At 63.7% G+C, this 26,295-nt stretch carries 23 protein-coding genes; 9 read left to right on the top strand and 14 right to left on the bottom strand.

Features of this window, described 5'->3' with window-relative positions:
• Positions 1-12: 12 nt before the first annotated feature.
• Entirely contained in the window at positions 13-882 is an 870-nt protein-coding gene (locus tag KF838_08395; GenBank protein ID QYK46805.1) for a polyprenyl synthetase family protein, read from the bottom strand.
• Positions 883-959: 77 nt separating this feature from the next.
• Between KF838_08395 and KF838_08390 the strand changes: the two genes are divergently transcribed.
• Positions 960-1,628 (top strand): MotA/TolQ/ExbB proton channel family protein, encoded by a 669-nt coding sequence (locus KF838_08390; protein ID QYK46804.1) that lies wholly within the window; start codon positions 960-962, stop codon positions 1,626-1,628.
• Between the two features lie 117 nt (positions 1,629-1,745).
• On the opposite strand, the gene KF838_08385 is transcribed toward KF838_08390, so the two are convergent.
• From KF838_08385 to KF838_08375, 3 genes are all read right to left on the bottom strand, one after another.
• Complete coding sequence (locus tag KF838_08385) at positions 1,746-3,173, bottom strand: PQQ-dependent sugar dehydrogenase (protein ID QYK46803.1); 1,428 nt, start codon at positions 3,171-3,173, stop codon at positions 1,746-1,748.
• A gap of 150 nt (positions 3,174-3,323) precedes the next feature.
• The gene (locus KF838_08380) at positions 3,324-3,779 is read right to left on the bottom strand and encodes a PTS sugar transporter subunit IIA (protein ID QYK46802.1); all 456 of its coding nucleotides are present in this window, start codon (positions 3,777-3,779) and stop codon (positions 3,324-3,326) included.
• Between the two features lie 130 nt (positions 3,780-3,909).
• Entirely contained in the window at positions 3,910-5,379 is a 1,470-nt protein-coding gene (locus KF838_08375; protein QYK46801.1) for a hypothetical protein, read from the bottom strand.
• Positions 5,380-5,442: 63 nt separating this feature from the next.
• Between KF838_08375 and KF838_08370 the strand changes: the two genes are divergently transcribed.
• The 3 genes from KF838_08370 to KF838_08360 are packed head-to-tail and all read left to right on the top strand — an operon-like array spanning position 5,443 to position 8,908.
• Positions 5,443-6,993 (top strand): hypothetical protein, encoded by a 1,551-nt coding sequence (locus tag KF838_08370; GenBank protein QYK46800.1) that lies wholly within the window; start codon positions 5,443-5,445, stop codon positions 6,991-6,993.
• Positions 6,994-7,003: 10 nt separating this feature from the next.
• Positions 7,004-7,636 (top strand): response regulator, encoded by a 633-nt coding sequence (locus KF838_08365; GenBank protein ID QYK46799.1) that lies wholly within the window; start codon positions 7,004-7,006, stop codon positions 7,634-7,636.
• Positions 7,637-7,693: 57 nt separating this feature from the next.
• Positions 7,694-8,908, top strand: coding sequence for a hypothetical protein (locus KF838_08360; GenBank protein QYK46798.1), 1,215 nt, complete (start codon positions 7,694-7,696; stop codon positions 8,906-8,908).
• Here the strand turns inward: KF838_08360 and KF838_08355 are convergent.
• Entirely contained in the window at positions 8,898-9,614 is a 717-nt protein-coding gene (locus tag KF838_08355; protein ID QYK46797.1) for a hypothetical protein, read from the bottom strand. The two genes, KF838_08360 and KF838_08355, sit on opposite strands and share 11 nt — an antisense overlap.
• Complete coding sequence (locus tag KF838_08350; protein QYK46796.1) at positions 9,611-10,144, bottom strand: hypothetical protein; 534 nt, start codon at positions 10,142-10,144, stop codon at positions 9,611-9,613. Before KF838_08350 ends, KF838_08355 begins: the two co-directional genes overlap by 4 nt.
• A gap of 106 nt (positions 10,145-10,250) precedes the next feature.
• Between KF838_08350 and KF838_08345 the strand changes: the two genes are divergently transcribed.
• Positions 10,251-10,835 (top strand): hypothetical protein, encoded by a 585-nt coding sequence (locus KF838_08345; GenBank protein ID QYK46795.1) that lies wholly within the window; start codon positions 10,251-10,253, stop codon positions 10,833-10,835.
• Between the two features lie 10 nt (positions 10,836-10,845).
• On the opposite strand, the gene KF838_08340 is transcribed toward KF838_08345, so the two are convergent.
• Complete coding sequence (locus tag KF838_08340) at positions 10,846-12,879, bottom strand: ABC-F family ATP-binding cassette domain-containing protein (protein ID QYK46794.1); 2,034 nt, start codon at positions 12,877-12,879, stop codon at positions 10,846-10,848.
• A 97-nt stretch (positions 12,880-12,976) separates the two neighbouring features.
• On the opposite strand from KF838_08340, the gene panB reads away from it, so the two are divergent.
• Together panB and KF838_08330 are read left to right on the top strand one after the other, a co-directional pair.
• On the top strand, positions 12,977-13,975 hold the full coding sequence (gene panB, locus KF838_08335) for a 3-methyl-2-oxobutanoate hydroxymethyltransferase (protein QYK46793.1): 999 nt from the start codon (positions 12,977-12,979) through the stop codon (positions 13,973-13,975).
• Positions 13,976-14,000: 25 nt separating this feature from the next.
• The gene (locus KF838_08330; protein QYK46792.1) at positions 14,001-15,404 is read left to right on the top strand and encodes a trypsin-like peptidase domain-containing protein; all 1,404 of its coding nucleotides are present in this window, start codon (positions 14,001-14,003) and stop codon (positions 15,402-15,404) included.
• 9 nt (positions 15,405-15,413) lie between these two features.
• On the opposite strand, the gene KF838_08325 is transcribed toward KF838_08330, so the two are convergent.
• From KF838_08325 to priA, 4 genes are read right to left on the bottom strand one after another with little or no spacing between them, the layout of a single operon-like run.
• Positions 15,414-16,190 (bottom strand): hypothetical protein, encoded by a 777-nt coding sequence (locus KF838_08325; GenBank protein QYK46791.1) that lies wholly within the window; start codon positions 16,188-16,190, stop codon positions 15,414-15,416.
• Entirely contained in the window at positions 16,187-17,572 is a 1,386-nt protein-coding gene (locus tag KF838_08320; GenBank protein QYK46790.1) for a UDP-N-acetylmuramoyl-L-alanine--D-glutamate ligase, read from the bottom strand. The genes KF838_08325 and KF838_08320 overlap by 4 nt, the downstream gene beginning before the upstream one ends.
• A 17-nt stretch (positions 17,573-17,589) precedes the next feature.
• Positions 17,590-18,495, bottom strand: coding sequence for an aminotransferase class IV (locus KF838_08315; GenBank protein QYK46789.1), 906 nt, complete (start codon positions 18,493-18,495; stop codon positions 17,590-17,592).
• Positions 18,496-18,519: 24 nt separating this feature from the next.
• Complete coding sequence (gene priA, locus KF838_08310) at positions 18,520-20,886, bottom strand: primosomal protein N' (protein ID QYK46788.1); 2,367 nt, start codon at positions 20,884-20,886, stop codon at positions 18,520-18,522.
• 17 nt (positions 20,887-20,903) lie between these two features.
• Here priA and carA point away from each other — a divergent pair, with 17 nt between their 5' ends.
• Together carA and KF838_08300 are read left to right on the top strand one after the other, a co-directional pair.
• Positions 20,904-22,187: a glutamine-hydrolyzing carbamoyl-phosphate synthase small subunit gene (carA, locus tag KF838_08305; GenBank protein QYK46787.1), complete on the top strand. Its 1,284-nt coding sequence runs from the start codon at positions 20,904-20,906 to the stop codon at positions 22,185-22,187.
• A gap of 500 nt (positions 22,188-22,687) precedes the next feature.
• Positions 22,688-23,860, top strand: coding sequence for a hypothetical protein (locus tag KF838_08300; GenBank protein ID QYK46786.1), 1,173 nt, complete (start codon positions 22,688-22,690; stop codon positions 23,858-23,860).
• Positions 23,861-24,109: 249 nt separating this feature from the next.
• On the opposite strand, the gene KF838_08295 is transcribed toward KF838_08300, so the two are convergent.
• The 3 genes from KF838_08295 to KF838_08285 all read right to left on the bottom strand — a co-directional run bounded on the left by KF838_08295 (position 24,110) and on the right by KF838_08285 (position 26,202).
• Entirely contained in the window at positions 24,110-24,517 is a 408-nt protein-coding gene (locus KF838_08295) for a hypothetical protein (GenBank protein QYK46785.1), read from the bottom strand.
• A complete protein-coding gene (locus KF838_08290) occupies positions 24,514-25,083 on the bottom strand; it encodes a hypothetical protein (protein QYK46784.1) in 570 nt (189 codons plus the stop codon). Before KF838_08290 ends, KF838_08295 begins: the two co-directional genes overlap by 4 nt.
• Positions 25,084-25,161: 78 nt before the next feature.
• On the bottom strand, positions 25,162-26,202 hold the full coding sequence (locus tag KF838_08285) for a peptidyl-prolyl cis-trans isomerase (GenBank protein QYK46783.1): 1,041 nt from the start codon (positions 26,200-26,202) through the stop codon (positions 25,162-25,164).
• Positions 26,203-26,295 lie beyond the last annotated feature (93 nt).

The raw sequence follows: 26,295 nt of genomic DNA, 5'->3' as shown, positions 1-26,295 counted from the left end.
GCCGACAGAGATCTAGTGGTCCCGCCGCGCCAGAGTTCGGGCCATGTCCAGCAGGCCGGCGGATCGTGGCCCCAGAGAAGAAATCGCTTCTTCGGCTCCGGAGAGCAGCTCGTCGACCCGGGTCCGCGACCCATCGATGCCAAGCACCCCCGGATAGGTCAGCTTGCCGAGTTCGGCATCCTTTCCAGTGCGCTTTCCCACTGCCTCCGAAGTCTGGGTCACGTCAAGAAGGTCGTCAACGATCTGGAACATCAGGCCGATCGCGTCCGAGTATCGGACGATCGCATCGAGCGTATCGGCCGACTCCTCCGGACCGGATAGGGCACCCATGACAGCCGACGCCCGAATCAAAGCACCGGTCTTGTTTCTGTGGATCAGCACGACCCGCTCTTCGTCCGAGAGCCCGCTCGGCAGACCACCCAGAGAGTCGTACACCTGACCCGCGATCATTCCGGTCGTGGCGGCCGTCAACTCATTGAGAATCCGCAGCACTCGTGATGCCGGGAGCGACAGATCCGCAAGCGACGAGAACGCCAGAGTCAGCAGCGCATCACCGGCGAGTATGGCCATTGCCTCACCGGAACGGCGGTGAAGTGTCGGGCGCCCGCGGCGAAGGTCGTCGTTGTCGAGCGCCGGGAGATCGTCATGCACCAGACTGAAGGCATGCACCATCTCGACCGCAGCACCGACGGGCAAAGACTCCGGACCGCTTCCGCCCGCAGCGACACAAGCATGCCAAGCGAGCAGGGGTCGCACGCGCTTGCCGGGGCCGAGTGCGGCGTACCTGATTGAGTCGATCAGCGCGGGAGGCGTGCCGGGTCGGGTCACGACTCGGTCGATCTGTGCATCAACCAACTGGACAATCGATGACGTATCTCGCACAACCATGCTCCCGCCGTACCGGACGTGCACCGATCGTAGGTCCCGCCCGTTGAGACCCCGTGTCTACCATGACGGCGATGTCAGATGCCCTGAACACGCTTGCTCGTTTCTTCGCCGATGGCGGTGCGGTCATGTGGCCCCTGCTCGGCATGAGTATCGTGTCGGTGACGCTTTCCCTCGAACGGACTTGGTTCTGGTCTCGCACACACTCATCCCACACCGCGCGGCTTCTCCGCTCCGTCTTTAGACGCACTCGTGAGGGAGACCTCGCCGGTGCGGCGGATCTCGCCGAGAGCGATCGGTCCGTCTACGGGCCATTCGCGGCACGGCTGCTTGCCGACGCACGCGCCAATGCCGAGGCCTCCGCGATCGAGGCACACGGCATCGAGCTCATCGAGCGATCCAGGCCGAGCATCGAGCGATTCTCCGTGACGCTCTCGACGATCGTTACCGCGGCGCCGATGCTCGGGATTCTCGGCACTGTGACCGGCATCATCGAGTCCTTCCAGCTGCTTGGACAAGAGCGTGGTGTGACCGATCCGACGCTCGTCGCGGGGGGGATCGCCGAAGCTCTCTACACGACCGTTTTCGGGCTTGTCGTGGCCCTGACGACGCTCTTCCCCTATGTGATGTTCCGCAGCCAAGCTGACCGTGCCTTCGGTCGCATGGAATCACTGATCGGTGTAATCGCCCAGGTCCGGTCGGCGGGGTCGAAGTTGCACCCCGGACCCAAAGCCGACACTTGAGCGAGCTGCATCAAGAACACGGGCCTCCCAGACTCGTTCGAGCGTGGGAGGCCCGGATCGGCGCATTCGAGAACAAAGGCGGGCTTGCGTCAGTCGGCGTGCGTCGTCTGGGCGTGATCACACACAGTAGTCGCGCCCGAACGCATCGAGGAAGTCCAGGAAGTCGAGCACGTCGACGACGGTATCGCCATTGAAATCAGGGTTGCCTAGGCCGCCGCATGGCAGGTCCTCGCCGAAGCAGGTCCCGAAGTCATCGAAGAAGTCGAGGATATCGAGCACGTCAACAATCGTGTCGCCGTTGTAATCCCCGGCAGCAGGACCGCTCCGGATCAGGCGGAACACTTCTCCGCCGCCATCGACGATGTACAGATTGCCCTGATTATCCTCGCCGAACGAGGTGATGGAGTTGATCGCGATGGCACCCGGCGGATCGAGTTGCGTCGTTCGGTCGGTGAACTCTGTCACCGAGACGCCGTTGTAGCGGAACGACTTGATCCTGTTCGAGCAATAGTCAGCGAAGAAGTATGTGCCGCGAAGATCGCAGATCGGCCCGCGATACACGTACCCGCCGGTCACAGAGCAAGAGAACCCATCGGTCGAGTGGTTATACACATGGATGGGGAACTTCATGGTCGAAGCAGAGGCGCAACCGGTTGTATTGAAGGCGTTGTTGCCTTCGTAGCAGCGCCAGCCGTAGTTCTCGCCGCCCGTGCTTGTGGCGGGCTGGAGGTTGATCTCTTCCCAGTTGTTCTGGCCGACGTCTGCGATCCACAGATCGCCCGTTTCGCGATCGAAGGAGTTTCTCCAGTGGTTGCGAAGCCCGTACGCCCAGATCTCGTCGTCGTTCTCGGTGCCGACGAACGGGTTTTCCGAGGGAATCGTGTAGAGCTTGGTGGCGTCGGCAGGGAATCCATCGTCGTCGGCGTTTCCGGGGATGTTGTCCGGACCGTCGACATCGATTCTGAGCATCTTTCCGAGCAACTGGTTGGTCGTATCTTGGGCACGATTACCCGGATCGCCGCCCGAGCCCCCGTCACCGGTCGCGATGTAGAGGTAACCGTCCGGTCCGAAGCCGATCCAGCCGCCGTTGTGATTGCTGAACGGCTGTGCAATCGTCAGGACAACCTGAGCACTGGCCAGATTGGCGAAGCTCGACGTCGCTGGGTCGCCGGTCGCCTGATATCGCGCGATCACCGTTGTGCCGGATGAGTTCGTGTAGTTCACCCAGAAGTAGCCATTCGCCAGATAGTTCGGGTGGAACGCAAGACCCAGCAAGCCCTGCTCGCTCGCCGTCGAAACGCCGGATATCGAAAGGAACGGCGTCGTGACGAGCGTGTTGGTCAGCAGGTTGTAGATCCGGATTCTTCCCGTGGAACCCGACCGCTGCTCAACGATGAAGATCCTGGTGTCGTCACCGGGCGCATGGGTTACGAACAAAGGATTCGAGAGACCCGCTGCGATCCGTTCGGTTGTCAGTGGGGTCTGAGCGTGCGCGCACCACGATACACCGGCCACGAGTGCGGCCGCGGCGATCATCTTCTTCATGCTTCTGCCTCCGTCTCCAGGGTGATGGGGTTAAACCCCACGAGATACTCAGCGTAGCGGAATCGCACTGAGAACGGAAGCCCCACGGTCCGATCTCTGCGCTGGGCCGCGTTGATTATCCGGACCTTGAATCCACCCTGATAGAGGGTGTCAAGACTCTTGAGATTTGATCAGTTCGAGGATCTCTTCCGGGGTGCTTGCGCTATAAATCCGCTGCCGGAAGTCTTCCATCGTCATCAGGCGGCTCACTCTGGCAAGCGCCTGGATGTGATCGCTCGTCCGCTCAGGAGGGCTGGCGAGAAGCACAATCAAGCGCACGGGCTGACCGTCGATCGCCTCAAAGTCGAGGGGGTTGGCAGGTTTGCCGATCGCCATGGCCAGGGCAGACATGCCCGCGGCTTTCCCATGGGGGATCGCAAGCCCGTGCCCGATACCTGTCGTGCGAGTCTGCTCTCGAGTCCAGACGGCCTGCTTGAGCGTCCCAGGATCGCTGACCTTGCCGGCAGCGGCGAGGACATCGACAAGCTCGTCGATCACGGCGCGCTTATCGACAGCGACAAGCGGGGCACGGATGCAACTTGGGGAAAGGATGTCGAGCAGGTTCATTCGTCGCTCTTCCCGGTTGGCCGCGTCATGGACCGAGGCGTCTCGGCGATGGGGCAGAGTGTAGACCACACCCAACACGCGGCCAATCGTGGGGGGGGCCGCACCGTGGCCCGATTTTCGTTAGTGAAAGTCACGGCCGCTGCAGCACTGCCCAGAATGAGCCGTCACGGTATCCATGTGGCGGCTCTCCCGGCTTCCCCGCCGGCATGGTGCGGTGCATGGCTTCCAGGCGCAGCCCGAATCGGTCGCTGACCAGTTTAGCGAGTTCCTCGTTCTCTTCGGGCTCGATGCTGCACGTGGAGTACACAACCCATCCCCCTGATCGAACGAGGTTCAGCGATTGCTTGACGATACCGATCTGGATCTCTCTGAGCCGTTGCGACTGCTCTGGGCTGTAGCGGTGCCTCGCTTCAACCCTGCGCGCGAGAACTCCGGTGTTCGAGCACGGGACGTCGAGTAGCGCGAGATCCGCTTTCCCGTTGCATGATCTCGCGAGCGATGCCGAATCGACGACCGCCACCCGCTCGTCACTCTCCACGATCTCTTCCAGTTGTGCCAGCCGTGCTCGATCCGTGTCAGAGGCGATGATCGATGCGCCAGGGAACGTCGCCCGGAGCTGGCGGGTCTTTGTGCCACGTCCTGCGCAGACGTCCACGATTCGTGCCGCGTCGATCGCAGCGATCGCGTTCACGGCTTCACCGGCAGAAGAGTCCTGCACCCAGACATCCCTGCGTGCGTTGAGCATTCTGGAAAGTGTGCCTCTGTCCCCCTGAAAGACAGCGAAGCCCGCGATGGAATGGGGTTCGATCAGGTCCGCAGGAAGTCGTGATTCGGCGTGCGACACATTCAGGATCGTCGGAGGTTGCATCATGGCGTGAAGGGCCAGATCGCGTGCACGCTCGCTCCCCCAATCCAGATCCCATTTCGAGAGAAGATCCCGTGGCAGCCCGGTTGATACGGCCCACCTCTCGATGGAATCAGAGGGGAGCGCGTCTCCCGCGAGACGAAGAGATCCTCCCGAGGACAGAGGGAGCTCGTCTCGTCGGTCCTCCCAGCGGTCATCCAGGATCCTCGTGCTTGAAGCATCAGAAGCTCGAACGCTCGAAAGCCGTCTGAGGACAGCATTCGTGATGCCGGCTGCCCCGGGCCTGATCCGCGTCTTGGCCCACTCTACGGTCTGGTCGATCGCCGCGTGATCAGGGATCCGATCAAGAAACAGCAACTGCACGCCTCCACTGAGGAGCGCGGCTCTGAGTCGCGGCTCAAACTCCGCGGGCTCGCGCATCGCGCAGACGCGGATCAGATGCTCAATCGTGATCCACCGCCGCACCGCCTGATCAACGATTGCATGGGCAAGCGCGGCCTCACGGGTGTCGAGCCCATCTGTTCTCACAGTCTCGGGGTTCAGATCCGGGTATCGTGCAGCGAGTCTCGCCAGGTGACGAATCGCCGCATCCCGCCCGTCTGTCGCGGCAGTGGGGGGCGGTGGGGGGGTCGGTGAGGCGTCCTGACTCTGCAGCCCAGGTCCTGCCGCTTTCTTTGCGGACCGGCTTGCCGTGGGGCCACGGTCTGAGGACGATGATTCGCGGAACTTGGACACGTCGGACTGTAGCCGACGGTGCGGCACGCTTGTAGCCGGCACGTTCGGAAGGAGATCGGCAGCGTGAGCGAGCGCCACGGCGTCTCGGACCGTCGCGTCAGGCGAGGACTCCTCGCCGGGATGCGCATCCGAAAGAAGCTCATCTTCTTGCACACAGCGTTCTCGGCCGCGCTCGCGACCATTCTGTTGGCCGCGCTCAGGCCGGCGATCTCCGAGATCGTCGAACGCGCGGAAGTAAACGAGGCGACCGCGCTGGCACGAGTTCTCATTTCTGCTGAGATCGCGGATCTCTCGTTCCCCGATGGGATTGTGGTTGCCAGAGGGTCGGCCTCCGATCTTGGGCTTCCTCCTGAACAAGCAAACAAGGCCTCCGCATCTCCCGGTGTGCCGCTGAGAGTGGATGCCGTCAGCGGGGTCTCGACGGTCGTCTATCTCGACCCCCGTGCGGACGATGGAGTGTTCACAAAGATCAGTGTCCGGATCGATGAAGCCCGAAGCGCGGTCATGCGCCTGTATGTATTCATGGTGATCGCCCTGCTCGGCGTCTATGCGCTTGTCGCGTTATCGCTCGAGGTCTTCGTGCTGCCTCAGCAGGTCTACGCCCCTATCCGTCGCATGCTGAGAGCAGATCTTGCCGTTCGCGAAGGCCGAACCGACGACGAGCTGATCCCGGAGTCCGCGATTCCCGCCGATGAGCTGGGTGAGATCATGCGTTCGCGGAACGAGTCGATCAAGACAATCCGCGAGAAGGAGCACGAACTCTCGAGGGCGCTTGGCGAGATCGAGCGTGTGGCGGGAGATCTCAAACGCAAGAATCACCTGCTCGAAGCGGCGCGTCGCAACCTTGCCGATGCGGATCGCCTGGCCAGTCTCGGCATGATGTCGGCGGGCATCTCGCACGAGTTGAACACCCCGCTCGCTGTGCTCAAGGGGATGGTCGAGCGGCTCAGCCGCGACCCGGGGGCCGGCGTCTCCGACGCTGAAGCGCAGTTGATGCTGAGAGTGGTGGGGCGACTCGAGCGGCTCAGCGAGTCCCTGCTGGACTTCGCACGTGTCCGTCCGCCGATCTCGCAGCCGGTTGCTATTCGAGGCATCGTTGAGGAGGCCGCGACGCTTGTTCGACTGGATCGCGATGCGAGAGACGTCTCCATACAGAATCTGGTCAAGCCGGATCTGATCGTCGAGTGCGATGCCGACAGAATGGTGCAGGTCTTCGTGAACCTGCTGCGCAACGCGACCGACGCCGTTCGGACACGCACCTCGCTCGCACCGGATCCACCAGGTCAGATCTTGGTTGAATCGGTTGTCGGGGACCGAGACGGAGCGATCTGGGCGACCATCACAGTCACAGACAACGGCCCGGGCATCGAGCCATCCCTGCTCACAACGCTCTTCGAGCCGTTCGTCAGCACACGCCTGGATTCACGAGGGACGGGCCTTGGGCTGGCTGTCTCAGAAGGGATCATCAGGGAGCACGGCGGCGTCCTTGTTGCAGGGAACATGCCGGACAGACGCGGCGCGAGAATGGAGTTACTCCTCCCGATGCACGCTCAAGGGCGCCAACCGGAGCGCGGGCAGCCCGCCGAAGAGCACCGATCCGCAGAGTCGGAGTAGGATGTACCCAATGGACTCGGAATCGACACCTTCCGCCGTGCCTCCTTCGCTCTCCGTCGTCGCACTCGACGACGACGCGGACTTCCGCCAGTACATCGCCACAGTGCTCGATGCCGAGGGACACGAGGTGCGGGTGGCGTCGACGCCTGACGAGTTTTTCTCCATGTGTGAGGAACGGCTCCCGGACGTCGTGCTCCTCGACATCAAAATGGGCAGGTTCAGCGGCGAAGAAACGCTCAACGAGATCCGTCGGCGTTGGCAGCGGCTGTGCGTGATCGTGGTCACAGGATACCCCTCGCTCGACAGCATGCGCCAAACCTTTAAGAAAGACGTCTTCGACTACCTTGCCAAGCCATTCTCGATCGATGAACTCCGGCGCTGCCTCGCGCAAGCAGCCGACGCCTTCGAGCTCGGCCAGCGTGCCCAGGACCGGCTCCGCATGGGGCTGGGGAGGCACATCCGGATGGCCCGAACCGAACGCTCATGGACGCTCAAGGAGCTCTCCGAGGCATCGGGCGTCAGCGTCAGCCAGCTCTCCTCGATCGAGCGAGGCGCACACCTCCCCTCGCTGGAGTCCTTGCTGGCCATCGCCACCGCGCTGGGATCCCGGCCGTCCGGGTGGCTCTCGGACTCGGGTTTCTGATCCGGTCCCGTTGCATCCGATTTGACCCGAGGCCTCCGGCTGGATTGACTGCTTGCCTTGTCACGCGCCACCCCGCCGCCATCCCGCACACCCGCAATCCTGTTCACGGCGTTCGAGCCGTCCGGCGATGACCATGCATCGGCGGTCATCGCCCGGCTCCGCAGGACGCGTCCCGATATCTCGATCCACGCCTGGGGTGGACCCAAGATGGCCGAGGCCGGCGCGACGATCGTCGAGCGCACCGGCGACGACGCGGTGATGGGCATGCCGGGCATCAAGAAGATCAAGGAGCACTGCGGCATCAACCGTCGGATCGCAGCGTGGCTCGAGAGTAACCCGGTCGCGGTGCATGTGCCGGTCGATTCTCCGGCTGCGAACTTCCCGATCTGTCGCATCGCAAAGCGTCGCGGGATCAGGGTCGTCCATCTCGTCGCTCCGCAGGTCTGGGCATGGGGGAGCTGGCGTATCAACAAGCTCCGCAAGCTGACCGATCATGTGCTCTGTCTGCTTCCGTTCGAGGAGCCGTGGTTCAATGAAAGGAGCGTGCGCGCAACGTTCATCGGTCATCCGCTCTTTGACCACGTTCTCGATCCGGACTCTCTCGACACAGAGGCGGCTGCCCTCGGCCAGACTCACCCAAGGATCGCGATCATGCCCGGATCCAGGCCCGGTGAGATCCAACGGAACTTCCCGATTCTCCACGAGGCGTTCAGGCGCCTGAAGGCCGACCACCCGCAGTTGATCGGTTGTGTAGCGGCAACAACCCCGAGAGTTGAACAGACGCTGCGGTCGATGGCCGCGGATCTCGGGGGCTGGCCCGCCGGGCTGGAGATGCTCTCCGGCCGGACAGACGCCATCGTGCGTTGGTGCGATCTCGCGCTCGTTGTCAGCGGAACGGTCACGCTCCAGATCGCGAAACAGTGCCGCCCGATGGTCATCGTGTACAAGTCGGGACTCTTCGATCGTGCTCTCTACACGATCGCGCGAGACGTTCTCTTCACGACAGACCATTTCACGCTGCCGAACCTCATCGCCGGTCGAGAGATTGTCCCGGAACTGGTGCCGCACTTCGGCGACGCCGAGCCCATCGTGCGGCACGCGAGCGATCTGCTTGAGTCCCCCGACCTCGCATCGTTGCAACGATCGGAGTTGCAGCGTGTCGTTGAGCAGTTCGCCGGCAGGGATGCCTCCTCCAAGGCAGCGGAGCTGATCGCTGATGCGGCGGACGAGGCGTGCGCCGCCATGCCCGCGATCGCAGCACTTAACCGTTGAGCAGGTTTCGAGCGCACGCAAATCCCGCGACGCAGCAGCAGCGGTTTCCGATCCGATCCGCGATCTTGAGCGTCGCGACCTCCAGTGATCCGAGCGGCAGTCCCCGATCGAGCATGCTGTGTGCCGCACGGTCGATATCGTGACGCGCGACGGTCTCATCGCTCGCAAAGAGGATCAGCGTTGCGATAGCTCGCTCGATTGTGGCGTCTGATGCGAGCTTCCGAAGGTCTGTCGCGGGGCCGCGGACAACCTCGCTGCTGTAAGACTGATTCGGCCCCCCGATCCCATCGCGGCACACGAACTCACCGGTTGTCTTGAGTTCCAGCCAGATCGCTACAGAGGGATCGATCTCACCATCATCGTGGTGAGCCGTGTCTTCTATCGATGCGAACAGCGTCGCCGACTGCTTCTCCAACCGAGCGGCTCGCTCGACTGCATCGATGATGTGCTGCCCCGGGCTCGGCGTCAGTACAAGGTCGCAGCGTTCTCGGAGTGACCGCCTCGCACGCGGATGCGGCGGGGTCGGGTACGCCACTTCCCGCAGGACTCCCCATCCATACGCAGCGAGCGAGCCGGCGATGTGAACGTGGATCTCAGTCTCATCGAGCATGTCGAGCCCGCGCAGGGCTTGTTCCTCAGCGAGCGCGATCTCCGCTGAGATCAGCCCGTCAGCGATCTGCTCAACGATGCGCGCCGCGTCGCTCATGCCGGCGTGGCCGTCTCTTCTCTTGGTTGAAGCCCGAACTCTGTTCTGATCTTTGCCACGATCGAATTCGCATCCTCCGCGGCGATCTGCCTCGACTTTCTGGCCGTCGAGCGCCAGAACCACGGAATAGGCAGGATCGTGAGCGGCAGATACCAGTACTCGGTTCGTATCCAGTTCCACTCACCGGGGATGAGTTGATCCATGAAGTACACGCCGGGCCAGACTGTTGCGACCAGTAATGCCGCGAAGATCAAGGGTATACGTCGCTGTCTCTCAAGCGTGAAACTGACTCGCGTGCTCTTGCCTGCCGGTGTCCATGTTGCGATCAGATGATGGTCGAACGGTGTACCGCATCCATCCACGTGGAAGAGTCGGTCGCCGGTTCCCGGATGTAACCCCGGGATCCTGCCCCTTCGTGCGGCGATGTCGAGCCGCCTACGAATCTCGTCCGGGCTTTGATCGATGATCAGGTCCGAGAACTCAGGAGTTTCACGTTTCGCCGCGTTGTCGTGTGTGATCGGATCGTCCATGAATCCTCCGACGGTGACTGTATCGTCACGAGTACGGGCCAGACTGTTGCGAGGATCGGCCAATCCGTTTCCGGGTGGCACGGCGCATGCACTACGCTTGAACGGCATGCAACGAGGTCCAACGAATCAGGGGATGTTGCGGATAGTCCACCCTGAGGGCGGCGTGGATACAACGCCGTTGACGCCGCTCGACGGCCCTGGGCGACGGACGACCAGACTCGTGCCTGATCGCGAGTCCCAGCATCCGCCAGGTTCAGTCTCAGTGCTTTCGAGCAGGGTTCGTCGGGTTCAGGAGGAAAACGCCAGGGCATCAGCACTCGACCCGGAGGATGCACGGGCGATCCTCGCTCGGCGAGTGGTCGAGTCTCTCGAAGGAGGCGCAGCGGCCGTACTCCGGCCAGAGATACGGTCCAGACTCGTCACCACCGGTGTTCGTATGGGGCTGAGACCCTTCGATGCGAACCTCGTCATAGCGATCATGCAGGACGATGCGCGGCTCGCGAAGGCGCAGCCGAAGCCGTCGGGTGCGAAAGTCTCGCCTGGCGCCATGTCGCGGCTCGGCTTGGTGCGAGGGCCGGCAGAGAAAGATGTCCAGACATCTCGGGCAGTGCTCGGAAGACTTGCTATCTCCATTCTCTTGGGGATCGCACTCGCCTTGGCGTTCGTGCAATGGATTGTCGGTGCACGCTGATCCGTTCGCCTCAGGTGGATTTCCTGAGCCACGCTTCCTCAAGCTCTTCCAGTTCGGCGCGTGCTCGGTTCCGCTCTTCGGTGAGCGACTTGCTCTTCGCCACGTCGGTCCAGACGGCGGGATCCGCCAGCATCATCTCAAGGTCCTCAAGTTTCGCCTGGACCTCGCCCATCCTGGTTTCGAGCTGGTCAACGGAGAGCCAGGAGTGGCGGTTCTTGGCGGAGCCGGAGTCATTGCCTCGTTTCGGTGCCGGTGCGCGAACGCTCGCCGCCTGGCGCGCCTGTTCACGCTGCTCGGCCTCCTTTCGCTTTCGCTCCTGTTCCGCACGCTGCCGCTCACGATCCTCGGCATCCTGCTGGGCCTGACGCTGGTTGGCGAGCCGACGGGAGTACCACTCGCTGAAACTACCCACAAAGACCTCTGCTGATCCTGAGCCGTCGAGGATCAAGAGGTGGTCGCAGGTCGCGTCGATGAGGGCCCGATCGTGCGAAATCAGGACCAAAGTGCCGTCGAACCCGACATCGTCTCCATCCTCAGCGGGCTTCCGGAGCGCCTCTTCCAGCCGCTCGGAAGCAAGGATGTCGAGGTGGTTGGTCGGTTCGTCGAGGACGAGTAGATTCTTCGCGCTCGCGAGCAGTGCGGCGAGGGCCGCCCGAGACCGCTCTCCCCCTGAGAGCACACGCAGTTCCTTCTCCTGCTCCTTCCCAGTGAACAGAAACGCTCCCGCAAGGTCTCTGGCTTGCTGCTCGGACCACGGCTTCCCTTGCGTCTCCTTCAGGATCGCGTTCTGCAGGAACCTCCAGACCGGCACGTCCATCTCCATGTGGTCGTGCGTCTGCCGGTAGTAGCCCGGCTTGACATTCGAGCCCGTTCGCCGTGTGCCCGCATCGGGTTCGAGCTCGCCCAGAAGGCAGCGCACAAGCGTCGTCTTCCCCGCCCCGTTGGGTCCGACAATCGCCCACCTCTCGCCCCTCGCGATCGAGATGTCGAGGTTGGTAAAAAGATGCCGCGTTGAGCCGTCCGAACTCTCGTACGACTTACTGAGTCCCCGCGCGGAGAGCACAACATCGCCCGTTCGCTCCGCACGCGGCAGCGCGAGCCGGAAGGAGTCCAACTCCATCGGTCGCTCGAGTGTCCGATCCTCTTTCTCTCGCTCAAGGCGACTCTCTCGCCCCTTGGCCTGGCGAGCTCGCTGACCGGCCTTGAACCTCCGGATGTACTCTTCTTCCTTGCGGAATCGATCCTGCTGCTTCTCATACGCACGAAGCTGCGTGAGCCGCCTCTGGGCGCGAATCTCGCGGAACGCCGCGTAATTCCCGGGGTAATCGATCAGTCGGCAGTCTTCGACTTCGATGATCCTCTTCACAACCGCGTCAAGCAGATAGCGATCGTGCGAGATCATGACGACCGCGCCCTTGTACTCGTCACGCAGGAATCGTTCGAGCCACATGCGACCATCGATATCAAGGTGATTGGTCGGCTCGTCGAGCATCAGAAGATCCGGGCCCTCAAGCAGGAGTCTCGCCAGAGCGAGTCGGCCTCGCTGCCCTCCAGAGAGACTCTTCACCGGAATCTCGAACTGAGCGTCCGTAAAGCCCAGGCCGTGCAGTGTGGCGTCGATCCGGTGCCCGATGCTGTATCCGCCCAGAGACTCCATCTGTTGCTCGAGCGCGACCTGTTGCTTCAAGAGCCGATCGAGTGCGGGTCCCTCCGCCGAGCCCATCTGCTCATAGACGCGGTCGAGTTCCTTGTGCACATCATGAAGGGCCTTGAACGCGCCCTCGGCCGATTGCCGTAGGGTTTCATCGGGATCAAGGCGAGGATCCTGTTGCAAGTATCCGGCCCGGGCTCCTCGTTGCAGGGAGATCGTGCCCGAATCAGGGCGGATCTCCCCTGTGATGCAGCGCAAGAGCGTGCTCTTGCCCGCTCCGTTGCGTCCCACGATGCCGATGCGGTCACCCGCCTCGATGCTCAATGAAACCCCTTCGAGGATCGTGTGATCCCCGTAACTGTGCATGAGATTGGTGACGGCGAGCAGGGCCATAAGGGCGATTCTAAACCGCTGCGAACCAGAGTCATGTCCGTACGCGAGGTTCGGATGGTCATAATCCCGACCGCCGGAGACCGAGTACCATCCAAGCGTGAGCAAGAGCCCCCCGATGCCGCCCCCCGGCGAAGATCCCGAGACCAAGGGTCCTCCCTCCGAAGAGGCGGATCCAAAGTCTGCCCGTCGCCCCCGTCCGAAGGCAGGGGCCGGGCCGACGGCGCGCCCCGCCGTCACGATTCGCACGATCAAGCGAATGGCCCTCGCCGGCGAGAAGTTCTCGTGCCTCACATGCTACGACGCGACCACCGCACGCTGGCTCGAACGTGCGGGTGTGCACATCCTGCTCGTCGGCGATACCGCGTCAGAGATGATTCTCGGCTTCGATCGCACGATCGACATGCCCCTCGACGTGCTGCTCGCGCTGACCGCCGCCGTCAAACGCGGAGCCCCCAACACGATGGTCATGGGCGACATGCCCTTCATGTCGTACCAGGCCGACGAGTCTTCGGCTCTCCGAAATGCGGCCCGATTTCTGACCGAGGGCCGCGCAGATGCCGTCAAGATCGAGGCGGACGCCAGCTACGCTCCTCTCGTCTCGAAGATGGCCCGGGCCGGGATTCCCGTGGTTGCACATGTCGGATCGAAACCTCAGCAGGCCATGCTCTCCGGCGGTTACGCCTCGAAAGGTCGCACCGCGGAAGAAGCCGCTCAGGTCGTTCTCGACGCGGTGGCGCTCGAGCGAGCCGGCGCGATCATGCTTCTGGTCGAGGCCGTGCCCGACGAGGTATCAGCAGAGATACTCGCCCGCACCTCCGTTCCGCTGATCGGCATCGGGGCTGGCGTCGCCTGTCACGGCCAGGTACTTGTGCTCCACGATCTCATCGGGCTGACCGATGCGCCGCCCAGATTTGCCGCATCGGTCGCTTCGCTCGGTGCCGCCATCGAAGAAGCAGGAAAGGAGTGGGTCGAGCGGGTTGCCGCATCCAGAATCGGCGGCATGCGATACACAATGAAGCCCGGCGAGACGCAGCGACTGCGAGAGATTCTCAGCTCGGGCCTCGCCCCCGCCGACTCTGACGAGAAACGCGTCTGAACGGCGACTGCTGGAGACCCCGCTGATGCGTCGTTTCGTTGCTCTTGGTCCGGCTGTTGTGGTGCTGCTCGCGGCGGTCGCCCTGATGTTCGTCGGGCCGACAGTCGTCCGACGCATGTCGCTCGCTGCCACCATCGGGAAAGCGCAGGGCGCACGCGTCGCCCTCGAAGCCGAAGAGTCTCTCGAGCGTCTGAACCGGTCCGTCGAGCAGGTCGCAACCGCGGTCATGCCTTCCCTTGTCCACATCGATGTGGATATCCCGTCCAGCGAATCACGACGCGGTCGCGCCTCTTCGGGTTCGGGATGGGTCTGGGATCTACAAGGCCACATCGTGACCAACGCGCACGTCGTCCGGGGTGCAACGTTCATCCGTATCCAGACGAGCGACGGGCGCATCACCCCTGCGGAGATTCTGAAGGCCGACACCTACACCGACATCGCCGTGCTCCGACCCGCATCGACCGAGGGGCTGCTCCCGATCGCCCGCGCGACGGGGCTCGAACCGAGAATCGGCCAGCGCGTCTTCGCGTTCGGGTCTCCATTCGGCTTCAAGTTCTCGATGTCGGAGGGCATCGTCTCGGGGTTGGGCCGTGATCCGCTCAACGACGAGCCGACAGGCATGACAAATTACATTCAGACAGATGCAGCGGTGAACCCCGGGAACTCCGGCGGCCCACTCGTGGATTACCGCGCTCGTCTGATCGGCATGAACGTCGCGATCGCCACCGGCGCAGGAACCCAGAACCTCCTGCAGGGACAGTCGGCGGGAATCTCGTTCGCCATCCCGCTTTCAACCATCGAGCCGATCGTGTCGCAGATGGTCAAAGGACAAGATGTCACGCGCGGCTACCTCGGCATCACGATTCCTGCAAACGAGGAGCCGATCATTTCCGATGCGGGCTTCATCGGAACCGGCGTGCGAATCCCCCGCGTTGAGCAGGAAGGTCCGGCCGCACGAGCTGGGATCCGATCGGGCGACATCATCACGCACTTCAATCAGGCGCCGATCCGGAATCCAGCCATGCTTCGATCGAGCATCGGCTCGATGTCCCCCGGTCAGCGTGCGACCGTGAGGGTCTGGCGAGACGGAGCACCTCTCGATCTTGAGGTGCTTGTCGGGGAGTTCCCGCAGGCCGTGCTCGCAGGACAATCGGTCTTCCCCGCTCTGATCCGCTACGGCATGCGCCTCGGCCAGGACCGAACCGGCGTGTTCATCAATGCTGTGCTTCCCGGTTCAACCGCGGACGACGCGGGGTTTCTCGAGAACGCCCGATTGAGCGAAGTCGCCGGCCGACCGGTGCGCTCCATCGACGACGCGCATGTCGCACTCATGCGTGCCGACTTCCTGCTCGGGAAACCGGTCGTTGTTTCGCTCTCCGGCCCCGACGGTGCCGAGACGCGCTCACTCATCATGCAGCTCGGCCGCTGATGCTCCAAGCTACTCCGCGAGATCGCTCGCCGGCGGTGCAACGCCGATGAGCCGTACGACCACGCTCATTCCTCTCGGCGGCACACGGGATGGATCGGCAATCCACTCAGGATCCTCGATCTCCGCGCTCGGGCTGTACACACCGCTCCACGCAACAGTCTCGCTCGTAAAGGTGTGCAGACCGACGATCGTTCCCTCCGCTTCCGCAGCGTACCACTCCCTGCCCCCGCGAGAGACCATTCTCGAGCCGGCAAACACCCATCGAGGAGCACCCTCTTGGATGGTCTCGGTCAGGCGAATCCCGCTCACGCGGCTCACGACCCAGTCGCTTGCGAGCGAGTTATGCGTCTTGCCATCGGCATCGGTCCAGATGAACCGCACTTCGACCGGAGATCCTTCCGGTGGCACACGCGTCACCTCGGTGCCATCCCAGTGCCACGCGCCCGTGCGACCGGGAGTGAGCCCTGCAAGCAGCAGTGCGGCATGAACATGCCTCGGGCTCGCTCGCGACGCGACAAGCGACTCATGGGCCCGGACATCCGGAGTGCACACCATCACTTCCAGATACAAGTTGGGCGCGCCCTCGATGTGCGCATCGATCGGCACAAACCCGTCAAACTCAACGATGCCGCGCTCGCGGTCAACTCGAACATGGGGCATCTCTGGAATCACGAGCTCGACGCGTTCGTCCGCGTGATGGTCTCTCTCCGGCTCAGGTGGCGGCTCAACCGGCAACGGTGTGCCGGAGGCCATCACACAGAGAGCGAGCAGGTGCGCCCCGTTCATGATGCCACTCCCTTGCCGAACCTGTCTCGCACAAGAGAAGCGAAGACCGAACCCCTTTGCTCATAATTCTCAAATTGATCCCACGATGCACATCCGGGACTGAGCAGCACCACATCCCCTTCGGTCGCTCTCTCTGCGATCGTTGCGACCGCGCGGTCGAGTGTGCCGCAGTGAACGACTCGTCCCTTCGGGTGACATCCAGCACCCGCCGCGCTCGCGATCCGTTCTCCCGTCACACCGATCGTGTAGAGACCCTTCACGTCCATGGTCGAGAGCGCCAGCGGGGCGAGATCCTGCCCCTTGTCGTAACCGCCCACGATCAAGTGAATGCGTCCCGTCTCACGCTCGACGGGAAACGCCCCGAGCGCGAGAAGCGTCGCGTGTGGCGTAGTGGACTTGGAATCGTCATAGAACCGAATGCCGCCGATTGTCCCGACATGGTGCAAGCGGTGGGGGAGTCCGGCGAACGTGCGTGCCGCAGCGATTGCCCGGTTCTCATCGAACAAACCACGATGCTTCGATTCGACAACGGTTCGACATGCCTCGATCGCTACCGCGGCATTGAGCTCGTTGTGCGCTCCCGGAATCAACAGGCCGCTCACGGTCGCCCCCTCGGGGATGTCGATCCGTCGCACGCCCCGTGCCGTCGTGCAGTCTTTCAGCCCCGGACCGAGGATCGCGGTGTCTCCCTCACGCTGGCGCCCGAGCAGAACCAGCTTACTCGAACGGTAGTGCTCAAAGGTGCCGTGCCAATCAAGGTGGTTCGCCTCGATATTGGTGATGACCGCAACGCGAAACCGAGTCGCACGCTCAGCGGTGCCGATCCAGTGCAACTGAAAGCTCGAGAGCTCAAGCACAACCGTGTCCGTGTCTCGTATCTCCGAGATGGATTCGAGCAGAGATCCACCGATGTTGCCGCCCAGATGCACCCGTTGGCCAAGCCCGCTGAGCATGTGGTGGATCAGCGCGGAAGTCGTGCTCTTGCCCGCCGAGCCAGTGACGGCGACTACGCACGCATCGCGGGGAATCTCGGCAAGTGCCAGTTCGATCTCAGTCAGTACGGGTACCGCCGCCGCGCCGGCAGCACGCAGGTATCGATTCTCCCACGGACGAGCTACCGCCGGGTTCGCCACGACACAGTCGCACGTCGTGAAGTCGCTCACGTTGTGCCCGCCAAGCCGAAGCGTCACGCGCCCGCTCGCGACCAGATCGCCGATCTTCTCGACAGACGACGCGAGCTTCTCCGCCGGCTCAACGTCTGTGACGAGCACATCCGCTCCGCGTGAGACCAGGTAACGGGTGACGCCTATCCCGCCCCCGAAACGGCCCAGCCCCATCACGGTGAAACGCTTGCCGCTCAGGTCCTGCATCGCTCGATCCACCCCGAATCTCCGACACGCTATGGATGTGTTACGGCGGCCTGCACGCCAAGCTCTTCGCCGATCGCGTCCACGAGCGATCGGGCCAGTCGCCTCGCGACGGGGCCGACACGCCCATCGCCAACCTGCCGCCCGTCGAGCCGGACAACCGACGCGATCATGGTGTTTGTACCGCAGAGCATGATCTCTGTGGCGCGATCGAGTTCCGCGCCCGGCACGTCACGCACCTCGATCTCCGGCTCACGCTCGAGAATCAGATCCCTGGTCACACCCGCAAGGATCGACACGCCCTCAAGATCAGGCGTCACGATCCGTGGCTCCCCCCCCTCGCCCGGCAGAACAGCGAAGACATTCGTCGCTGTTGCCTCACCGACCAATCCGTCGCCGAGCGATCCCGATCGGCCGGGGAGAACAAAGATCGCATCATCCGCCCCGTGATCTCTCGCTTCCATCGCCCCCATGATGTTCCCGAGCAGCGAGATCGCCTTCACACGCCCTCGCTTCCAACGAAAATCTTCGACGCGAGCCGCCGTCGTGATCCCCGGCTCCGTGCAGCACTCGAGCGAGGGCCGCTCCAGAGCGTATCCGAACACCGTCGGCTCCATGTTGTCCGGAATCCTGGCCCTCACCGGCTGTCCAGGGGGCGGCGTGCCGCGTGTGAATTGCCAATAGACAAAGGCGTCGGCGAGACCATTCGCCCGGATCAAGTCATCGGTCATCGGGCCGAGTCGCTCGGCATCGAACTCGATCCGCGCCGCACGCAGACTCTCCCGCAACCGACGCACATGCCTGTCGAGGGCTCGCACCCGCCCGCGGAACGTGCGCAGCCCCTCGTACACACCATCGCCGAAAATAAAGCCCCGATCGAAAGGGTCGATCCGGGCCTGCTCACGAGTGACGATCTGTCCGTTCAGGTGCACACGCATCGGGCAATCCTATCGGGCGGACGCTCACATGAGCGTCAGAGGGTCAACATCCACGGCAGTATGCGAGTCACTCAGCAGCTTGCCCGCCCGCCTCGCACCCCCGAGCACACGCTGGATTGCCCCGGCAGATCCGCGCCTCCCCGGCGATCTCACCAGCAACTCCCAGCGATGCCACCCTTCGATACGAGCCATCACGCACGGTGTCGGGCCCTCAACAACGACACCCGCTTCCGTATCCGCTCCCGCTCGCAGCGTCTCTGCGAGGTCGGTCGCCCTCCTTTGTCCCTTCGCATGGTTCTGATCGCGAACGACAATGCGGGCCATCCGACCCTCGGGCGGAAGCCCCGCGCCGCGCCGGGCAGCAAGCTCGCGCTCCGCGAATGCGACGAAATCGTGCCTGGCCGCGAGCACGATTGCCGGCTCGTGCGGGCTGAACGTCTGCACCACCACGCGTCCTGGGTGTGCCCCTCGACCGGCGCGCCCCGAAACCTGGGCAACCAGCTGGAACGTGCGTTCAGACGCCCTGAAATCAGGCAGATGCAGCGCGGTGTCCGCGCTGATCACCCCCACGAGTCTCACGTTCGGGAAGTCGAGTCCCTTGGCAATCATCTGCGTGCCGAGCAGCACGCGTGCGTCCCCGGCACCGAATCTCTCCAGCCCGCTGTGCAACGCCCTGATGTTCTGGACTGAGTCCGCGTCAAGCCGCAGCAGCGCATCCCGCGCCCCCTCCTCGCCCATGCACTCATGCAACACGGCTCGAACTTCCTCCTCCACTCGCTGGGTGCCCGCCCCGAGCCCCAGCACACGGCCCCCGCAAAGCTCGCACGCAGAAGGCACGATCCGCTCCGCCCTGCAGTGATGGCACCGCACAACCTCGCCCTTCGGCAGATCGCGTCCACGATGCAGCACCATCGCCGCGTCGCACTCGCTGCACGACAGTGTCCACTTGCAACCGGGGCAGTGCATGAACGTCGCGAAGCCGCGCCGATTCAGGAGCAGGATCGCCTGCCCCCCCTCGTTGAGTGTGCGGACGATCTCGCCGCGCAGGGTCGCGCCGATCATCAGCGGTCCCCGGCCGCTCCCCCCCGCGCTCCCTCCACCCTTGCCCCATGGCTGCTCCGATGCAAGATCAACAATGCGGACCTTCGGCAGACTCCCAGCCCCGGCCCGCTCTCGCATGGTCCACAGCCGGAACTTCCCTTCGCGCCCATTCGCCCAGCTCTCAAGCGAAGGTGTCGCCGAGCCGAGCACCACCGGGCACCCGGCCAGTTGCGCCCGCTTGATCGCGACATCCCGCCCGTGATACCGAGGGAGCGTGTCCTGCTTGTACGACGAATCATGCTCCTCATCGACGACCACCAGCCCAAGATCGGGAAGCGGCGCAAAGATCGCAGAACGAGCCCCGACGACAACCATCGCCTCGCCGCTCATCGCCATTTGCCACTGCCGGTGACGCTGCGACGCGCTCAGACCGGAGTGAAGCACCGCGACCTTCCCGCCGAACCTCGCCTCAAATCGACGCGAAGTCTGCGGCGTCAGCGAGATCTCGGGCACCAGCACGATCGCTCGCCGCCCGCCGGCAATCACTCGCTCGATCAGCCGCAGGTAGACCTCGGTCTTCCCCGATCCCGTCACCCCGAACAGCAGATGCACCCCGAATCGGTCCAGTTCCGCGCCGATCCCATCGATCGCGGCGGATTGCTCCGGGTTTGGCTCTGGTCGCTCTTCCGATCCGGCCTCAGGAGTTGCGGGCTCAAACCCCCGTGCACGCACCTCTTCCCGCTCCGTGCGAACCAGCAAACCCGCGCCGATCAGTTTGTTGATCGGCCCCATTGTCGCTCCGAGCGTTCTCGCCAGCGTTCTCGGTTCCAGCGGCCACTGCCCCGGGCCGATCGCGACGATCCCCTCCCACGCATCCCGCACGCTCGGTGTAAACCGAATCCCCGCGAGGATGGCCCGTTCCACCTCAGCATCCGCGCGCCCCAACACCTCAACCCGACGCGATCCCGTACGTTCCTTGACCGACGATGGAACCATCGACGAAAGCACCATCCCCAGCGGCGAGATGTAGTACGCCGCAATCCAACGCGCCAATTCGACCAACTGGGCTGGCAGGCCCCTTCCGGACCTCTCGATCAACTCCTTTAACCGCTCGCGGCTCAGTCCCTCGAGCAACTCATCGCCGCCCACTGCGACCACGACCCCGCGAGACCGCCCCCGAGCGAGCGGTACCACCACGCGTTCACCCACGCAGATGTCCTGCCACGGGCTCGCGTACGTCAGCCCATCCCCCTCGATCCCACGTTCCACCGCGACCCGAACCAGCGGCATGCCGCGCTGGCTCGGCGCGTCATCACTCGTCCCGGTGAAAGGCAAAAGGGGAAATTCCACGCGTACAATCTAGCCCGATGACAACACCCACCTCGTCTCGACGCTCCTCGTCCGGTTCCGCGCCCGACCGAGACGCCCGCTCCACGCCCGAGCGAGCATCCCGGCCACCCGCACGTCTGGCCCTTGCCGACGGGTCCCTCTTCCGGGGCTTCGGCTTCGGCGCGATCGGTCGCAACATCCTCACCACCGCCGAGGTGGTCTTCAACACCGCCATGCTCGGGTACCAGGAATCCCTGACCGACCCCTCCTACACCGGGCAGATCCTTGTGGACACATTCCCGCTGATCGGGAACACCGGCACGAACAACGAAGACATGGAATCTCGCCGCGTCCAAGTCTCAGGATTCGTCATCCGAGAACTCGCGAGGCAACCATCGAACTTCAGACTGGTGCAGTCTCTGGAGTCCTTTCTGGATGCCTCCGGCGTCCTGGGGATCGAGGGTGTTGATACGCGCGCGATCACAAGGCGCCTACGAACCGCTGGCGCGATGGCCGGTGCACTGACCGATCGCGCCGATCTCACCGACGCCGAACTCATCCAAGCCGCACGCTCCGCACCATCAATGGCGGGCCAGAATCTTGTGCCGAGGGTCGGATGCACCTCCGGTCAGACCTGGTCGGAAACGCTCGGAGAGTGGTCGCCCGATCTCCGCAAAGAGACGGCCGATGCCCCGCTCCGCGTCCTCGCACTGGACTGCGGTGCAAAGTCCAACATTCTCCGCAATCTCGCCGACCGCGGCTGCGAGGTCATGCTCGTTCCCCACGACATCACCCCAGAGCGAATCCTCGAACTCCACGATCAGGGCGAGATCGACGGACTCTTCATCTCCAACGGCCCGGGCGACCCCGCGGCCGTCAACCAGACCATCGAAACCCTTCGAGCGGTTATCGGGTCTCGCCGAGAGCGTGAGCTTCCGATCTTCGGCATCTGCCTCGGCCATCAGTTGCTCTCGCTCGCTATCGGTGCCAAGACCTACAAGCTGAAGTTTGGCCATCGCGGCGCGAACCAGCCCGTTCACAACCGAACCACCGGACACGTCGAGATCACGAGCCAGAACCACGGCTTCGCCGTTGATCCTGAATCACTCGAAGCCGCAGGAGGCGAAGTTACCCATCTTCACCTCAACGACAACACTGTCGCCGGCTTCAGGGTCAAGAACAGGCCCATCTTCGCGGTCCAGTACCATCCCGAGGCCTCGCCCGGGCCCCACGATGCCTCGTACCTCTTCGATCAGTTCGTGAACGCCATGCGTCAATCTGCGAAAGTTCGCGCAACGGCTTCGAAACAGCCCGTCGTATGATTCCGATCCTTTGCTCGATACCCAAACATCTGTCAGGCATGCCCTTGTGTTCGGTTTCGGATCGTCGAATCGGTTCCACTACGCCGGCCCTATATGTGTTCCTTTGTCGGAATTTTGCGCAGAACCGCCGTAGACCCTTGCATCCACAAAACGCTCCGGTATATTCGGTGCAGTGTCACCATCCGGGGTGAAGGCCTCGGTCCGACACGCCGCTCCGCGGCTGAAGAGAGATGCTCCTCGTGCGAGTCCCACTCGCTCGATGGCGAATTGTTGGAGGAATGGCGCGAACGCGGCTGAGCCGCCTCGTGTCGGCTGGTTGGAGTTGACGGAGGTCGATCGCGAATCTCGATCTGTTCACAAGCGAGGCGTATCAGTCTGCGTCGTCGCGTCCATGTTCTGCGTTCAACGAGAGAGCACTTTCCTGACCCGCTCTTTTCGTGTTTCCTTGTGGCCCAGAAACGGCCGTTCCGTGTCGTGGTTTATTTCAAGAGGAGTGTTCAATGAAGGCGAAGAGCTGCATGATGGTTGCCGTGGCGGCGGGTGCTGCCTGCACGGCGTTTGCGTCCGAGCCCCAGCTCGCTGAGGCTCTCAATTTCCGTCACGCCGGCCATGTGTATGTCAACATGCGCACGGGCGAGCGTGTTGTCACCCTCGGCGCCCCCGCCGGTGGTTCCCAGCGCTTCGGCGATGGCATTTTCGTCAACCAGGATAATGCCGCCAACGGCAACTTCTTCTTCGGTATGGACAACCCCACCCGCGCCCCAACGATCCCGGCGCTCGGCTCTGAGGCCGGCGACTGGGGCGATATCCCCTTCAACACCGTCGTCGATGGCATCGGCCTCGGCTACGCCACCAACGCCGCCCGCGAGATTGCTCCGGTCTCCTCTCTCCCCGGCTTCACGCTGATCCAGTGGTACTACGACTGCGACGGCGGCCTCGCCGCTTCCGAAGTCGCGGTTCCCGCCGCTGGCCTCGCGCTCAGCAGCGCGCCGGGCGCCTACTTCTCCACCGGCTTCACCGGCTGGACCTTCACCTTCGACTTCGAGCCCACCACGCAGGGCTACTTCTTCGAGATCGGCGATAACGACGGCTCTGCCTCCGGCGCGTTCCAGATCAACGGCCCCAACCAGGGCTGCGATCTTGACGACACCGACGGCAACCCCAAGGCCGACTTCGGTTGGGGCTACACCTTCATCCAGGGCCAGACCCAGTCCAAGGGCACCACCGGCCCGTACCTCGTCCTCCCGGCTTCCGCCGACATCATCGAGGATGACGACTTCCCGACCGGCGGCGGCGGCAATGCCGACGGCGTCCGCGACGTCTTCACCTGGTGGACCACGCCCACCAACCCGAACACCGCTGCTCCCCGCACCGGCCGCTTCGGCAACTACTGGTTCGGCGGCTGGCCGACCAACCCCTACGCGTCCTTCATGATGACCATGTACGGCACCGCTGGCGGCGGTGGCAACCCCTGTGACGCCGCTGACTACAACGGCGACACCGAGGTCGACATCCAGGACTTCCTGGACTTCTTCGGCGACTACGGCCCCTGCGAGTTCCAGACCGCGCCCTGCTCCGACGCGCTCTTTGACGTTGACCGCTACAACCCCGACAACTTTGTCGATATCCAGGACTTCCTCGGATTCTTCGACATCTTCGGTCAGTGCTCGTAAGAGTTGATGCACGCTCGATCTGTCCTCGGGCGGGTCAAGCGGCAGAACTGATCAGCACAACAGCCCCCGTGCTCCGGCACGGGGGCTGTCTTTTTCACTCACACATATGCACCAACGGCCTTGTCCGCTCTCGGGCGCGGGCCATCGTCGCTCATCATCGCCGCACAGCGCAGTCCGCGACGCGCGTATCCGAAACGGGTCAGCCCGCGAGGCACACGCACAATCCGCCCGCAATCCAGCGAACCCGCATCACCCTACAACCCGGCACCCGCTCGCGTCCTTCGTATAGCGAGGGATCGTGCCATCCACCGAACGGGACCACCAGTCGATCCCGCCCGCGACAGAGAGCGCGCCGTCGATCCCCATCTGCCGAAGCAGCAGGGCCGCCTTCATCGATCGCCGGCCGTGATGGCACACCACCGCGACCGTCGGCTTCCCCAGACCCTCGATCTCGTCGATCCGATCCTGAATCTCGCCAAGCGGAATCAGCACCGTCCCCTCGATCCGCGCCGTCTCCCACTCCGCCCTCTCGCGGCAGTCAATCACGAGCAGCTCACCAGGGCGAGTTCGCATCAACTCCGCTGTCTCGCGTGGAGTGATCTCCAGCCCCGGCTGAAACGGATACCCCTCGGGAAGATCGCGAGCCGCACCGCTCATCGTGCTTCACCCTTCGGACACGCCTCAGCCGTGCAGGCATTGACGCACACCGCACACGCCTCGGATGCCAGCATCGACGTGCTCGGCGACCTCTCGAAACGCCGGTATGGGCTCCGCAACTCCGCGGTCTGGGGCTCAACAAGCAGCATCACTGGCATCGTGGCCGCATCAAAGATCTGGTTGAACGGCGCGATCAGCGCCTCCTGGATCTGCGACGAACTCCCGGATTGCCCGAGCTCGAATGCGGTCGTCGCCGTCGGGTGCTCGCCCCTCGCGCGTGCGAGCGTCCGATCCGTCAGCCAATGCGTGCGATAGTTCGGGCGGTGGCCCACACCGTCCGAAGGAACCCGGAACTCGACGGTGCTCCACTCCTCGCGCGTGACCGTCCGCAGCGTCGGCACACCTCGATCCTCGGCCGACGTCGGCTCGCGCTCAGTGAACGCCGCCAACGCGACCTCATCCCCGATCGTCAACCTGTGGTTCGACTGGACACACCCGGATGCAACGCACAGAGCCGATGCGGCGCAGCAACCATGAAATCGCAGCGATCGAAAGGAAGTCTCCATGCCGACAGCATAGCCCGAACCCGCGGCACCCGGAGCAACCCGGGCAGAGCATCCCCAAGCCCCAGCGGGACCGCCGTCTCACTGCTCCCTGCGGCTCTCGCGGCTCCGCCACGACCATTGCAGCGATGGGTCAATGATCGTCACGCTCGATGTCTCCAGAATCGCCCTGGCCTTCCGCTCCATCAGCAGCCGCTCCTGCCGACGCCGCAGGTCCGATGCCAGCGACTGTCTCACCGCCTCGATCGAGACTCCCTGATCCGGGATCACCTCTTCTACGAGCACAATCGCGTAGTTGGGATTCAGGGCGATCACAGGGCTGATCTCACCCGCCTGCAGCGAGCCGATCGTGGTACGAACCGAGAGCGGGTACGCCGGGTCAGCCACGGAGATCGGCTCGATCAGACCCCCCGCCGCGCCCGAGGCATCGATCGAACGGTCCATGGCCATCTGGATGAACCTGGCTCGACGCGACACCCCGTCAAGACCCCGCAACTCCGCGAGCGCAGCCGCCGCTTCGCGCTCAGTCGCCGCCATGAACATCCGAACCCGTCGCTTCTGCCCGTATCGAACGGCGTGCGCCAGGCGGATCTCATCATCCGTCACGCTCACCTCATCGCTCACGAGTTTCCGCAGGGCCGCGGTCCGGCGCACGAGCAGCCCGAATCGCTCCGGCCCGAGCCCCCGCGCCCGCCTCACGGAATCGATCGCCTGCTCCGGGTTGACACCGCTCCTCCCGACATCCAGCGCATCGGCCAACTCCGCACGCTCGCGTTCAAGGTCCGCCGCAGTCAGAGAGCGTCCCATCCGCGCCAACTCCGCCTCCGCGGTTCGCGTGATCAGGATCTCCTCAATGACAAGCCCGCCGAACGCCTCCGCAAGATACGGCGCGATCTGGGCGATCGTGTACGTCTCGCTCCCGAGCACCGCCGCAGGCACTGCCGATCCTCCCTGCTGCGGCTGCTGTCTCGTCTCGCCCGGGCGGGAGACCTGCACGGTCCGCTCCGAAGCGCGAAGCCCCGCCCCCTCACGCCCCAGAGCGTCGCTCGACGCCCCGGAATCAGCACAGCCACACGCAAACATCCAGCCGATACAGACCGCGCCCATCGTCGCCAGACGCATACGCCATCGAGGCGCACGGATCCGGGTGGCACATGGACCAGATGCACTTGGCTTCCTCATGGCTCTCAGGGTAGGGAACTTGCCCATCCCCAC

It is taken from the genome of Phycisphaeraceae bacterium (genome assembly GCA_019454185.1).
GTDB lineage: Bacteria > Planctomycetota > Phycisphaerae > Phycisphaerales > UBA1924 > JAHBWV01.
Note: the sequence above shows the minus strand (reverse complement) of the source record. Positions and strands in the feature narration are given on the sequence as shown.